14 protein-coding genes are annotated in these 12,394 nt (G+C 41.2%); 9 read left to right on the plus strand and 5 right to left on the minus strand.

Annotated features, from left to right (window positions below; translation table 11 throughout):
* Positions 1 to 100: 100 nt before the first annotated feature.
* The 4 genes from rpsP to rplS all read left to right on the plus strand — a co-directional run bounded on the left by rpsP (position 101) and on the right by rplS (position 2,240).
* Positions 101 to 358 carry a 30S ribosomal protein S16 gene (rpsP, locus tag JR005_RS06495; RefSeq protein ID WP_004923845.1) on the plus strand — a complete coding sequence of 86 codons (258 nt, stop codon included), beginning with the start codon at positions 101 to 103 and terminating at the stop codon, positions 356 to 358.
* 17 nt (positions 359 to 375) lie between these two features.
* The gene (gene rimM / locus JR005_RS06500; RefSeq protein WP_004985145.1) at positions 376 to 924 is read left to right on the plus strand and encodes a ribosome maturation factor RimM; all 549 of its coding nucleotides are present in this window, start codon (positions 376 to 378) and stop codon (positions 922 to 924) included.
* Positions 925 to 977: 53 nt separating this feature from the next.
* A complete protein-coding gene (gene trmD, locus JR005_RS06505) occupies positions 978 to 1,721 on the plus strand; it encodes a tRNA (guanosine(37)-N1)-methyltransferase TrmD (RefSeq protein WP_151829642.1) in 744 nt (247 codons plus the stop codon).
* A 147-nt stretch (positions 1,722 to 1,868) separates the two neighbouring features.
* On the plus strand, positions 1,869 to 2,240 hold the full coding sequence (rplS, locus tag JR005_RS06510) for a 50S ribosomal protein L19 (protein ID WP_004985149.1): 372 nt from the start codon (positions 1,869 to 1,871) through the stop codon (positions 2,238 to 2,240).
* Positions 2,241 to 2,299: 59 nt separating this feature from the next.
* On the opposite strand, the gene JR005_RS06515 is transcribed toward rplS, so the two are convergent.
* Together JR005_RS06515 and JR005_RS06520 are read right to left on the minus strand one after the other, a co-directional pair.
* Positions 2,300 to 3,262, minus strand: coding sequence for an esterase/lipase family protein (locus JR005_RS06515; protein WP_125269559.1), 963 nt, complete (start codon positions 3,260 to 3,262; stop codon positions 2,300 to 2,302).
* Positions 3,263 to 3,355: 93 nt separating this feature from the next.
* Positions 3,356 to 4,399, minus strand: coding sequence for a lipase secretion chaperone (locus JR005_RS06520; protein ID WP_125269560.1), 1,044 nt, complete (start codon positions 4,397 to 4,399; stop codon positions 3,356 to 3,358).
* A 149-nt stretch (positions 4,400 to 4,548) separates the two neighbouring features.
* Between JR005_RS06520 and truB the strand changes: the two genes are divergently transcribed.
* The 3 genes from truB (at position 4,549) to JR005_RS06535 (ending at position 6,829) form a co-directional block, all read left to right on the plus strand.
* Positions 4,549 to 5,454, plus strand: a complete 906-nt coding sequence (gene truB / locus JR005_RS06525) for a tRNA pseudouridine(55) synthase TruB (RefSeq protein WP_151838322.1) — start codon at positions 4,549 to 4,551, stop codon at positions 5,452 to 5,454.
* Between the two features lie 12 nt (positions 5,455 to 5,466).
* Positions 5,467 to 6,237, plus strand: coding sequence for a sulfite exporter TauE/SafE family protein (locus JR005_RS06530; RefSeq protein WP_005001917.1), 771 nt, complete (start codon positions 5,467 to 5,469; stop codon positions 6,235 to 6,237).
* Between the two features lie 142 nt (positions 6,238 to 6,379).
* Positions 6,380 to 6,829, plus strand: a complete 450-nt coding sequence (locus tag JR005_RS06535; RefSeq protein WP_151838305.1) for a hemerythrin domain-containing protein — start codon at positions 6,380 to 6,382, stop codon at positions 6,827 to 6,829.
* Between the two features lie 67 nt (positions 6,830 to 6,896).
* Here JR005_RS06535 and JR005_RS06540 read toward each other — a convergent pair whose 3' ends face one another.
* The 3 genes from JR005_RS06540 to serA form a co-directional block, all read right to left on the minus strand.
* Positions 6,897 to 7,775 carry an EamA family transporter gene (locus JR005_RS06540; protein ID WP_151838306.1) on the minus strand — a complete coding sequence of 293 codons (879 nt, stop codon included), beginning with the start codon at positions 7,773 to 7,775 and terminating at the stop codon, positions 6,897 to 6,899.
* Positions 7,776 to 7,859: 84 nt separating this feature from the next.
* Positions 7,860 to 8,744: an EamA family transporter gene (locus tag JR005_RS06545; RefSeq protein WP_151838307.1), complete on the minus strand. Its 885-nt coding sequence runs from the start codon at positions 8,742 to 8,744 to the stop codon at positions 7,860 to 7,862.
* A gap of 90 nt (positions 8,745 to 8,834) precedes the next feature.
* Positions 8,835 to 10,067 carry a phosphoglycerate dehydrogenase gene (gene serA, locus JR005_RS06550; RefSeq protein WP_004985171.1) on the minus strand — a complete coding sequence of 411 codons (1,233 nt, stop codon included), beginning with the start codon at positions 10,065 to 10,067 and terminating at the stop codon, positions 8,835 to 8,837.
* Between the two features lie 379 nt (positions 10,068 to 10,446).
* Between serA and JR005_RS06555 the strand changes: the two genes are divergently transcribed.
* Together JR005_RS06555 and JR005_RS06560 are read left to right on the plus strand one after the other, a co-directional pair.
* Complete coding sequence (locus JR005_RS06555; protein ID WP_151838308.1) at positions 10,447 to 11,856, plus strand: FAD-binding oxidoreductase; 1,410 nt, start codon at positions 10,447 to 10,449, stop codon at positions 11,854 to 11,856.
* A 98-nt stretch (positions 11,857 to 11,954) separates the two neighbouring features.
* The gene (locus tag JR005_RS06560) at positions 11,955 to 12,323 is read left to right on the plus strand and encodes a hypothetical protein (RefSeq protein ID WP_216069301.1); all 369 of its coding nucleotides are present in this window, start codon (positions 11,955 to 11,957) and stop codon (positions 12,321 to 12,323) included.
* Positions 12,324 to 12,394: the final 71 nt, after the last annotated feature.

A 12,394-nucleotide genomic window follows, 5' to 3' on the forward strand; every position in this document is an offset into this window, starting at 1 on the left:
ATCAAAAATCACGTAGAATATCGCCCTCTATGAAAGGGGTTTGAAGTGTGATCGGTGGTCGATTACAGGGATAATCCGTAAGAATTATAAGGCTTTTATCATGGTTGTTATTCGTTTAGCGCGCGGTGGTGCAAAAAAACGTCCATTCTATCAAATCGTTGTGACTGATAGCCGCAATGCACGTGATGGTCGTTTCATCGAACGTATTGGTTTCTTTAACCCGACTGCTCAAGGTCAAGCGGAAAAACTTCGTTTAGATGCAGACCGTTTTGCTCACTGGGTTTCTCAAGGTGCTCAACCGTCTGAACGTGTTGCTTCTTTAGCTGCTCAAGCTAAAAAAGCGGCAACTGCTGCTTAATTAGTAGTAGATCATCCATGACACCAGTATTGAATGTTCCCGAAGATCGTATTCAGATTGGACAGTTGCGTTCAGCCTATGGTTTAAATGGATGGCTCTGGGTGTATTCTAATACAGAGCCCATGAGCAATATGTTTGACTATCTGCCTTGGTACATCGAGACCAAAGCAGGTTGGCAAACGATAGATGTAAAGCGTTGGAAACCGCATGGCAAAGGTCTGGTGGTGAGCTTAAAAGGTGTGAGTGATCGCACTACTGCTGACAGTCTGATCGGCGCTAATATCTGGATTGCCAAATCACAATTACCAAAAGCAGATGTAGATGAGTATTACTGGTCTGATCTCAAAGGTCTTACGGTGTTAGGACTGAATGATGATGAGCAGGAAGTCAATCTCGGACAGATTCATGAGCTTTTTGAAACAGGTGCCAATGATGTCATGGTGGTTCGCGCCACGGCTGACAGTATTGATGCTGAAGAACGCATGATTCCATGGCATAAAGATGTGGTACAACGTGTGGATCTTGAAGCAAATCGTATTTACGTCAATTGGGGCGTAGATTACTAAATTGCACATAAGTGGTTTAGTGCGAACGCAGTAGGAAAATAGAGGAGTCTGCGATGTTTTTTGCAGTCATTACACTGTTTCCTGAAATGTTCGACGCGATTACTGCCTACGGGATTAGTGGTCGTGCAGCCAAGCGTGACATGATACAGGTAACTTGTATCAATCCACGTGATTTTGCACAGGGTAACTACAAACGAGTGGATGAACGTCCATTTGGTGGTGGCCCAGGTATGGTGATGATGGCTGAGCCTTTGGCGCAAGCGATTGACCATGCCAAACAGCTTGCGAGCCAAGCAGGATATGTTCACGTCCCTGTGGTATATATGTCACCACAAGGTCAAACCTTAAATGAACCCGCAGTACAACAGTTTATTGAATATGATGGCTTAATTGTACTTTGTGGCCGTTATGAAGGTGTCGATGAGCGTTTAATCCAGCGCTATGTTGATCAGGAATGGTCAATTGGGGATTACGTTTTGTCAGGTGGTGAACTGCCCGCGATGGTGCTTTTGGATAGTATTATTCGGCGTCTGCCCGATGTCATGTCCGATGAGCAATCGCATATACAGGATTCTTTTGTGGATGGTTTACTTGACTGCCCACAATATACCAAGCCTGACCATTTTGAAGGGTTGGATGTGCCTGAGGTACTTAAATCAGGACATCACGCCAATATTGAAAAATGGCGGTTTTTGCAGCGTTATCAACGTACACTTGAACGTCGACCTGAGTTGGTTGAACAAGTGATATTGACCAAGCAGCAAAAAAAATGGCTCAACGATTTAGATGAATCATGAAGATGAAACATCTTTTATAGGCTCTTTATTTTTATACGTTCAGTATGAATGATAAAGGGAAAGTTAAACGGGTTGATATGCGCTTTAGCCTCTGTCCCCAGCGGTGTAAGAGACCTCTTCTCTCCCGCACATATTGGAGATTCCACAATGAGTGGTAAACATCCTTTAGTTCAAGCAATTGAAAATTCACAGTTAAAATCAGACATTCCTGCTTTTGCTCCAGGTGACACAGTCATCGTTCAAGTTAAAGTAAAAGAGGGTGATCGTGAGCGTCTTCAAGCATTTGAAGGTGTTGTGATTGCGAAGAAAAACCGTGGCCTAAACTCTGCGTTCACTGTTCGTAAAATTTCTAGCGGTGTTGGTGTTGAGCGTGTTTTCCAAACTCACTCACCAGTTGTTGCTAAAATTGAAGTGAAACGTCGTGGTGATGTTCGCCGTGCGAAACTTTACTATCTTCGTGAATTGTCTGGTAAAGCTGCACGTATTCGTGAAAAATTGCCAGCACGTAAACAAGGTTAATTTTAACCTCGTTTTCAAGCAAAAAAATGCGCCGATAAGGCGCATTTTTTATATGCGTTTTATAGACCTTGTAATTTAAGTCGGTTCGCATGCTGACGATAAAGCGCCACAGGGTCTGCTGAGAACACGCTGCGTAAGCCGAGTACCTGATTCACCTCATCAAAATGATTATGGAAATAGTCATCTCGAATGGTTTTGCCAAGTCGGCTACTACATTGGCTCACTAGGCCATCGTTCTTCTGACCACTAAACGCCACATAACCCATAGAGGTTAATAAAGTATCAGGATCTAAAGGATTAGTGGTTTGTGCTGCACCTGTCCATGAGTAAAACGCTATGCCATTGGCATTTGCAGGTCCATCCTGACAGGCTTTTGTGGGTAAACCCAATGGAAACTTGGCATTAAACTCTGCTGCTCCCTGAGCCGATAAGCTATGAATCGATGCTTTAAAATCACTGGGTAAATTAGAACGAAGTTGCGCGTAGCTAATAATCGGTGAAACCAAAGCATCTACAGCTGCTGCCAATGCAGTATTGAGTAATGGTAGATTCTGAATCAGATCGGCAACAGGAGAGCCAAAATTGACACCTGCTACACTGGTAACAGATGAAACCAAATCTGGTCTAACCCCAGCAACATAACGCGCAGTTGGGCCACCATGACTATGTCCAATCAGATTGACCTTGTTTTTGCCAGTGATTGCCACAACTTCTTCGACTTGTTGTAACAATTGTTCGCCACGTACTTCAGTCGACTCAAGCGGGGATACCTGCGTAGCATAGGCAGTTGCACCATTTTTGGCTAAATCGGGTAATACCTGATACCAGTAATCGAGCCCAAACTCTGCTGAACCCAAACGGTTAAATCCAAACATACCGTGTACAAAAACTAATGGATATTTGGTTTTGGCATAGTCTGAAATGACATTTTTTGTTTCTGCACTTTGTAATCCTTCCGCAGCGAAACTACTCTGGATTGCAAGACAACTGATCAGTCCTGTTATGAATATTCTTGATCGCATTTGATCTTTATCCTCTTTTTGTTTTCGTTTTATGCTGGTGATCCTCTCCAGCAAATCCCTAAAAAAATGATCCTCCTGTGATTGATTATGCTGTTACTGAGCAAATGGTAGTGTTCCACCTTGGTCATGAACAGATTCAAATGTTTGTAATCGAAGCTGTTCTTGCGGGTTGCTAAATGTTTGCTGGCGTAATTGATCAATCGCCTGTTGTTTGGCGGTATCAGACATCCCGCTATTTAAAATAGTATCGCGATTATTCAGATATTGATTCACACGACTTTTCCAGACATCGCGATTTTGATCAAGGCTTTCTAAGCGTTGAGTGGCTTCAGCCCCCACTAGATTCAAACGCATTTGTCGTAATTCACTCGCTGAACCATGACGATCTTGAATGGCTTGAGTCAAATGCCGCAATTCTTCTAATTTGGTGGTTTGTTGTAGATTTTCTTGCCAATCTTGAGGAAGTTGATCGAACAGGGCTTTTAAGCGTTTAGCTTTTTCACTTTCAGATAGATTCTTGTCATCCAATATTGCCATACGGTTTAAAGTGTATTCATGATAAGTATCCTCGCTGCCAAATAATCCTAAAATTTCATTCACAGAAAAAAATTGTTGGCGTAGATTTTTAATATTGCTGAAAATGGCACGATAATAAGCAGGATCATCTTGTTTTAAATTCGGTGGGCTAATTTCGCCAAGCTGCTGTCGATACTTTAAATAACGACTCCAGAGATCCAGAATTTGTGATAAAGCGGGTTCTTGATAATTTTGCTGTAAATACTTTCTAAAATCCTCATCAATTTGAGCAATGCTTTTTTCACCATATTGAGTAATAAAATATTCAAAACAATCTTTAGTTTGTTCATTCACGATTAAACTATTTTGTTGATCCAACTTAAGCTGGCAGTTAATTTGGGTATCTGCCTGACTTGGGCTATTCAATCTCGATGAAGCTAAATTTGATACAGGGGATGGAGCAACTAAAGTCGTCTGTGTGAGAGTATTTTGCTTTGAATTATCATGACTAGATATCGAACCATTGGCAGACTGGGGCTTAAGCCAAAATACTAAACCGATCACCAAAAGAACAATAAAACCAATGGCGATCCAAACTTTATGATTGCGAAATCCTTGCATCTAGAGATCCATCCCTATTTCATTTTTTGTTTTAGTAGATTTAAAGAATCCATGCATAAAAATATCACACTAAACATAAAATACTGTAAAAATGGATAAGTGGATTTGATAACATGGCGGCAGCATTGACTGCCTTGCACTGGACATACATGACGGCTAAATCTGAAAAAATTCCTCGTCGCCACCTCAGTGGTGTTTTTCTGTTGAATAAGCCTTTAGGGCTAAGTTCAAATGCCGCATTGCAAAAAGTTCGCTGGTTATTTCGGGCGCAAAAAGCAGGTCATACGGGAGCGCTTGATCCCTTGGCAACGGGTCTATTGCCTATTTGTCTGGGAGAGGCAACCAAGTTTTCACATTATTTATTAGACTCAACCAAACGTTATCAAACTGTAGTTAAGCTTGGACAAACCACTTCGACAGGCGATGTAGAAGGGGAGATTCTTCAGACCAGAAATATCCCTGCTTTGACCCGTGAAAGTATTGAACAAGTACTGGATCAGTTTCGTGGAGATATTCAGCAAATCCCTCCGATGTACTCTGCCTTAAAACGTGATGGACGTCCTTTATATGAATTAGCCAGACAAGGCATTGAGGTGGAGCGAGCCGCTCGTCCTGTAACAATCTATGATTTAAAACTGATTGATTTCGATGCAGAAAGTTTAACCTTGGATGTGACTTGTTCTAAAGGAACTTATATTCGGGTATTAGGTGAGGATATTGGTGAGGCGCTCGGTTGTGGTGGTCATCTCACCCATTTGCATCGAATCCAGACGGGACATTTTCAACTCATCCCTGAATATAGCATTGAATATTTAGAACAACTGAATGAAACACAGCGCGATATGTTATTATTGCCGGCCTACGCACCCGTCGAATATTTACCGAAAGTTCAAATTCCTGAAGGCCGTCACAAATATTTTTGTAATGGTCAGGAAAGTAATATCGAACACCCACCTGCGCCTGAAGTTCTAGTATTTGATCAAGATCATTGTTTGGGTCTGGCTGAAATTACCGATAAAAAAAGATTGGTGCCGAAGCGTCTTTTAAATTTATAGGCATAGTTCCCCATGGAAATCGAAGTCATACTCAGCTTAATCTTTTTTGCGTTTTGTGCAGGTGCAATTGATGCGGCAGTGGGTGGTGGTGGCTTGATTCAGATTCCTGCTCTGATGAGTACCTTTCCGCAAATGTCACCTGCCACCGTGATTGGAACCAATAAGCTCTCTTCAGTTTTCGGCACAGCTTCTGCGGCCTATACCTTTGTGCGCAAGGTTAAATTACAGTGGAAATTACTGGCGGTGATTGCCGTATGTGCCTTGATCAGTTCTTTTCTAGGGGCAGCTTGTTTGTCCTTGATTCCTCAGTCGGTGTTACGTCCATTTGTCTTTGTGATGTTGATCGTGATTGCGGTCTACACCTTAGTCAAAAAGAATTTTGGGCAAGTTCACGTTGCATTAAGTATCACGCCTAGAGTACTTATGCTTGCTGCAATTGGGAGCTTGCTGATTGGATTTTATGACGGAATTTTTGGTCCAGGCACTGGTAGTTTTTTTATTTTTTTCTTTATCCGCTTTTTGAATGTTGATTTCTTACATGCTTCAGCATTATCAAAAATTGGCAACTTCATGACCAATATTGCGGCTTTGAGTTTTCTTGCCCCAACGGGTCATGTGATTTTTCAGATTGGTCTTATGATGGCGGTTGCCAATGTGATTGGTTCTATAGTCGGTGTACGTGTTGCGCTGAAATATGGCAGTGGCTTTGTACGAATTATTTTTTTGATTTTGGTTTCGATTTTGATCTGTCGCATTGGTTATCAAATGTTTGTAACAGGATAGTCGATCAAACAACGTTCTGAAACAGATTTTGACATCAATGAACTTTTTTTCATGGATTGAAAAAGTAAACTAAAGGTAGCCAATTGGCTGCCTTTTTCTTATTTAGCCACATGATAATAGCCAGAATAGGGATGATAAATAGATGAATATTTTTGAAGCATTACGGGAAAGTCATGATAATCAACGTGCTATTTCTGAACAATTAATACAGACGCATGGACACACGGAACAACGTGAACAATTGTTTCAGGCCTTAAAAAATGAACTGTGGGCGCATTCTGTTGCAGAAGACCGCTATCTTTATATTCCGTTAATGTTTAATGATATTGGTTTGGATATTAGCCGTCATGCCTTATCAGAACATCATGAAATGGATGAGCTTGTTGAACAGCTTGAAGACACTGATATGAGCAGTCCAAGTTGGTTGGCGATTGCTAAACAGTTAAGTGACGTGGTACATCACCATCTAAAAGAAGAAGAACATAAATTCTTCCAGCAGGCTGGTAAAATTCTGGATGATAAACAAAAAGAAAAACTGGGTCAGCAATATTTAAAAGAATACGCCAAATATAAGAAGCATGAACTTGTCTGATATTAAATGCTCAATTCTTTAGCGTATTTTAAAGTCGAGTTACGAGTTACGAGTTACGAGTTACGAGTTACGTAGTAGAGTGATCAATGTCTTGACGCGATGCGCGTAGCGTAACTCCAATTGAGGCAAGCATAATAAAACCGAGGGCAATCCATTGTAATAACGTAATGTTTTCATGCAATAAGATTAAACCTGCGAGTGCGGCCAAAGCAGGAGAAAGGCTTGATAATGTGCCGTAGCTGAGTTTAGTCAGTCTTTTTAGGGCAAATAAATCTAGTGCATACGGAATAGCGGTGGCGAGAATGGCAATCAACAATGCCTTTGGCCAAAACTCAGAATCGAGAAGATGTTCAGGTTGATGAACTAAACCAATGGGCAATAACACCATCGCTGAAAGACTAATGGCAATGGTCAAGGCATGCATCCCGATATTTTGGCGTACCACTTTATGTCCAAAGTAGATATAAAATGCCCAGCATAAACCTGCCCCAAGTGCAAACGCTGCACCAGTTAAGGAGAAGTTTGCCTGAGCCGCTTGTTGCCACGGTACCATCAGGGCAATCCCTAAGATGGCACAGATAACCCAGATATAATCGCGGCGTTGCTGAATCGAAATTAAGGCGAGTCCTAGTGGGCCAATAAACTCTAATCCAACCGCAATTCCTTGAGGCAATTTGCCAAGAGACATATAAAACAACACATTCATGAGACCTAAAGCGCCACTATAACCGAGTAAGTCACGCCATTTTAAAGTCGAAAGCTTGCTTAAGATTTTCCAAGATCGAAACATGAAAAAGACTAAAACTGAAGCAAAGCAGAGCCTTAAAATGGTCACACTTAAGGGATCTAATACCGCAATCAATTGCTTGGCAAAAGATGCGCTAATTTGATAACACATCATTGACAACATCATGGCTAGGACAGCAATCAATGGAGTATTAGGCATGGTGAGGACTCAAAAGATATAAATAACTGAAACGATAAATCTTGTATGCAATAACATCTATTATAAGAAACTGAGATGAGTCTTTCATGGCGCTACATGGTCTGCACGTTTAGCGCGTTGCGTTGTCACTGTGCAACCCACTGAAGCGGTAATAATCGTTGCTAAAGCGAGCCATTGACTCCATATTAATTTTTCGCCCAAAAAGATGAAACCAGAAAATGCAGCAACCGCAGGTTCCATGCTCATGAGTGTACCAAAGCTTAGAGCAGTGAGTCGTCTCAATGCCAGCATTTCCAGTGAAAAAGGCAAGGCACTGGCTAAGATTGCAAGTGCAATAAAATAAAAAATATCGGGGAGTTCAAAGACGTGCGCCATAGAGCCTGTTAGAAATGCAATCGGAATTAATAGCAATGCACCAATTGTCATGCCTAGAAATACCGTGTGATTGCCTGAAATGCCTGAAGGCTTCTGACCTGCAATAATATACAATGCCCAACAAGCACCTGCCGCTAAGGCATAAGCTATTCCAATCAGATCCAGATGATGGCTGGCCTGATGAAATGGAAACAGTAAGAGTAAGCCTACAATGGCACAGCACACCCAGATCAAATCGTATTTTTGTCTAGCATAGTAAAGAGCAATACTTAGTGGCCCAACAAATTCAAATGCCACTGCGATGCCCAAAGGTAAACGTTGCAGCGATAAATAAAATAATGCATTCATTCCCGCCAGCGCCAGACCATAACTGATAATTGCTTTCCAGCGAACCTTTTGCCATTCAATTTTCCATGCCTGAAAAATCACCGCTAAAATCAGCGCGCCAAAACACAGTCGCATCGCAGAAACCGTTAGAACGGGGTAACTCTGAAATAAGACTTTGGCGAGAGAGCCGCTACTTTGCACACAAATCATCGCCACAAGCAGAAAAATTAAAGCTTGTAACTGCGACTTCGGACTAGATAAAGACATTTTGAACAAACGGTATATTTTAAAGCATGATAATTCATGTTGAGATAAAAAAGCCACAGACATTGCTGTGGCTTTTTAGCAAAAATTTTATTAGAACAAGATACGAACGCGAATCGTACCTTCGACTTCGCTCAACATATCCAGAGCTTCCTGAGATGCAGATGCATCAACATCCATGACCAGATAGCCAATATCACCTTTGGTCATTAAACTTTGACCAGAAATGTTAATACCTTGATCTGCAAATAGATTATTGATTTTAGACAATACGCCTGGAATATTCTTGTGAATATGCAACAGACGATGTTTACCTTCAGTCAATGGCAATGCGATTTCTGGGAAATTCACCGCAGAAAGCGTCATACCTTTATCAGAATACGCGACAAACTTTTCAGCCACTTCAAGACCAATATTGGCCTGCGCTTCCATAGTTGAACCGCCCACATGTGGGGTGAGGATCACGTTTGGAATGTTACGTAATGGAGAAATAAATTCTTCACCATTGGCTTTAGGTTCTTTCGGGAATACATCGACCGCTGCACCTGCAAGATGACCAGATTTCAATGCATCTGCCAAGTCTTCAATTACCACACAGGTACCACGTGCCGCATTCAAGAAGATTGAACCTTCTTTCATTTTAGCAAACTGTTCTTTTTTGAAGAAGTTGCGTGTAGACGGTACATCTGGAACGTGTAAAGTCACCACATCAGCCGTTGCAAGTAATTCATCCAGTGAACCTACTTGACGTGCATTACCTAATGGGAGTTTGGTCACGGCATCAAAATAGATCACTTTCATACCGAGACTTTCTGCCAATACAGAAAGCTGAGAACCAATCGAACCGTAACCGACAATACCTAAAGTCTTACCACGTGTTTCAAAAGAACCAACCGCAGATTTATTCCATCCACCTGCATGGGTATCTGTTGATTTCTCTGGCACACGACGCAACAATAAAATTGTTTCAGCAAGAACCAGTTCAGCAACGGAGCGCGTATTTGAATACGGTGCGTTGAAAACTGGGATACCACGTGACATCGCGGCTTTTAAATCAACCTGATTGGTTCCGATACAAAAACAGCCGACCGCGATCAATTTATTCGCAGCTTCAAATACTTCTTCAGTGAGTTGAGTACGCGAACGAATCCCAATAAAGTGCGCATCTTTGACGGCTTCTTTCAGAGCGTCGCCTTCCAGCGCAGTTTTATGATAATCGATGTTGGTATAACCCGCTGCATTGAGAGTATCGATGGCGTTTTGGTGAACACCTTCTAACAACAAGAAACGAATTTTATCTTTAGGTAGTGATAGATGTTGGCTCATTACGGCTCCGCTACAAAGGCCAAATTTAGTCGCGAAATTATATCACAAGTCCTGCCAGTTGTTTATGCGTTATCACGCAACGATATGGAATCATGAGCTGAATAAATTTCAATTTATTGACAATCTGATTCAAGTTGTGGTTGGCAGATTAAAAAATTGAATACTTCTAAATAAGCTATTCAACACATTTTGTAGTGACTGTATGTTTAAGCGATGCTTTATCCAGCGCCTGCTTACATGTAAAATAAGATGAATATTTGGTAAAACACCAAACGCTTTTAGAAATTTGTGAGTCATGCTGAAACTTGTGTATGTGATTGCAGTACAATTTTCAAATTTCTTAAACCCACCTGTTTATTTCTTGCTAGGCCTGTAAACGATGAATGCTCCAGTCGCTTTAACACCTGAGTTACTTACCCAATTAACTGCGATCGTCGGTGAAAACCGAATTAAAACCGATGCGGATAGTCTTGAAAATTGGGGACGCGATCATACCAAGCATTTTGATCCAAACCCATCAGTCATCGTTTTTCCATCAAGTACTGAGCAGGTTCAAGCGATCGTCAAACTTGCCAATCAATTTCATGTGGCGATTACACCATCAGGTGGTCGCACAGGTTTATCGGCAGGTGCAGTTGCGACCAATGGTGAAATTGTCATCAGTATGGACAAGATGAACCAGATTCTGGAATTCTTCCCAGCAGATCGTATGGTACGTGTGCAAGCAGGGGTGGTGACTGAGCAATTGCAGAATTACGCTGAAGAACAAGGCATGTATTATCCTGTTGATTTTGCATCTGCTGGTTCGAGCCAGATTGGTGGCAATATTGGTACCAATGCGGGCGGGATTAAAGTTATCAAATACGGCATGACCCGTAACTGGGTACTGGGTCTGACCGTGGTGACAGGTAAAGGTGACATTTTACGTTTAAATAAAGGCATGATTAAAAATGCCACAGGTTATGCCTTGCAACATTTATTTATTGGTGGGGAAGGCACATTAGGTTTAGTCACTGAAGCTGAAATTAAACTGGAACGTCAACCACAAAATCTACAGGTGTTGGTGCTAGGTGTGCCTGATTTTGATGCAGTGATGCCTGTATTACATGCATTCCAAAAGGAAATTGACCTGACGGCTTTTGAGTTCTTTGGTGAACTGGCGATGCAAAAAGTGTTGGATCGTGGTCATGTCCAACGTCCTTTTGAAACGCAATGTCCATTTTACGTGTTACTTGAATTTGAAGCGCCGTATGAGCCGATTATGGATAAAGCCATGCAGATTTTTGAACATTGTATGGAACAGGGTTGGGTGCTTGATGGGGTGATGAGCCAAAGTCTGGATCAAGTTGAAAGCTTGTGGCGTTTACGTGAAGACATTTCTGAGTCGATTGCGCCGTTTATTCCGTATAAAAATGACATTTCAGTTTTGATCACGCATGTGCCTGCATTTATTAAAGAAATTGATGACATTGTGCAGGACAATTATCCAGACTTTGAAATCTGTTGGTTTGGTCATATCGGTGATGGGAATTTACATTTAAATATTTTAAAACCTGAGAATTTAAGCAAGGATGAGTTCTTTGCTAAATGTCAGGTGGTGAATAAATATGTATTCGATACCGTGAAAAAATATGATGGTTCAATTTCGGCTGAACATGGCGTAGGGATGACCAAAAAACCGTATTTGGAATATTCGCGTTCACCTGAAGAAATTGGTTATATGAAAGCCTTGAAACTGGCATTTGATCCGAACGGTATTATGAATCCGGGTAAATTGTTTGATTTATAAAACGACAAACTGTAGAAGCTACATAGTTTCTACAGTGTAATTGAGATTGGCGTAGCATCATAAAGCTACGCCTTTTGTTTTTTAGATGTGTGAAAAAGATGTTACGTTTAATTGCGATTTCTGGATTATGTTTGGGGCTGATGACGGGTTGTGCCACAACGACCAAGTTGATGTCATTTGGCAGTGGCGAAAGTCCGATGCAGCAAGTGCTTAAAGCACAACCTGAAATTAGTAAAGAACATCAAAATACCTCGATTCAGCAAGTGTTTAATCAAGTTGAATCTCCTACTGTTTCCAGAATTACAGTCATTCAAACGGGTTTAATGGATGATTCGGTGTCTGCGATTAAAACTGAATATTTATTTAAGTTGGATGATAAAAAGTGGCAGTTGCAAAATAAACAGCAAAGTTATCAATGTGCCAGAGGCAAGAATACTCGAGGTTTTCAGAGCAAGTTATGTTCTTAGTGTTTTAGGCTTTATTGCTTGAATAAATAAGAAATTTTAGGTAAAAGCATATCGGAAGATATGCTTTTTTT

This window comes from Acinetobacter sp. Colony158, from assembly GCF_019264745.1.
GTDB lineage: Bacteria > Pseudomonadota > Gammaproteobacteria > Pseudomonadales > Moraxellaceae > Acinetobacter > Acinetobacter ursingii.

Coding starts and splice junctions, on each gene's coding strand:
- rplS (WP_004985149.1), top strand. CDS start 1,869: ATGAGTGGTAAACATCCTTTAGTTCAAGCAATTGAAAATTCACAGTTA.
- JR005_RS06560 (WP_216069301.1), top strand. CDS start 11,955: ATGTTACGTTTAATTGCGATTTCTGGATTATGTTTGGGGCTGATGACG.
- JR005_RS06540 (WP_151838306.1), bottom strand. CDS start 7,775: ATGCCTAATACTCCATTGATTGCTGTCCTAGCCATGATGTTGTCAATG.
- JR005_RS06530 (WP_005001917.1), top strand. CDS start 5,467: ATGGAAATCGAAGTCATACTCAGCTTAATCTTTTTTGCGTTTTGTGCA.
- trmD (WP_151829642.1), top strand. CDS start 978: ATGTTTTTTGCAGTCATTACACTGTTTCCTGAAATGTTCGACGCGATT.
- JR005_RS06515 (WP_125269559.1), bottom strand. CDS start 3,262: ATGCGATCAAGAATATTCATAACAGGACTGATCAGTTGTCTTGCAATC.
- truB (WP_151838322.1), top strand. CDS start 4,549: ATGACGGCTAAATCTGAAAAAATTCCTCGTCGCCACCTCAGTGGTGTT.
- rpsP (WP_004923845.1), top strand. CDS start 101: ATGGTTGTTATTCGTTTAGCGCGCGGTGGTGCAAAAAAACGTCCATTC.
- JR005_RS06535 (WP_151838305.1), top strand. CDS start 6,380: ATGAATATTTTTGAAGCATTACGGGAAAGTCATGATAATCAACGTGCT.
- rimM (WP_004985145.1), top strand. CDS start 376: ATGACACCAGTATTGAATGTTCCCGAAGATCGTATTCAGATTGGACAG.
- JR005_RS06520 (WP_125269560.1), bottom strand. CDS start 4,399: ATGCAAGGATTTCGCAATCATAAAGTTTGGATCGCCATTGGTTTTATT.
- JR005_RS06555 (WP_151838308.1), top strand. CDS start 10,447: ATGAATGCTCCAGTCGCTTTAACACCTGAGTTACTTACCCAATTAACT.
- JR005_RS06545 (WP_151838307.1), bottom strand. CDS start 8,744: ATGTCTTTATCTAGTCCGAAGTCGCAGTTACAAGCTTTAATTTTTCTG.
- serA (WP_004985171.1), bottom strand. CDS start 10,067: ATGAGCCAACATCTATCACTACCTAAAGATAAAATTCGTTTCTTGTTG.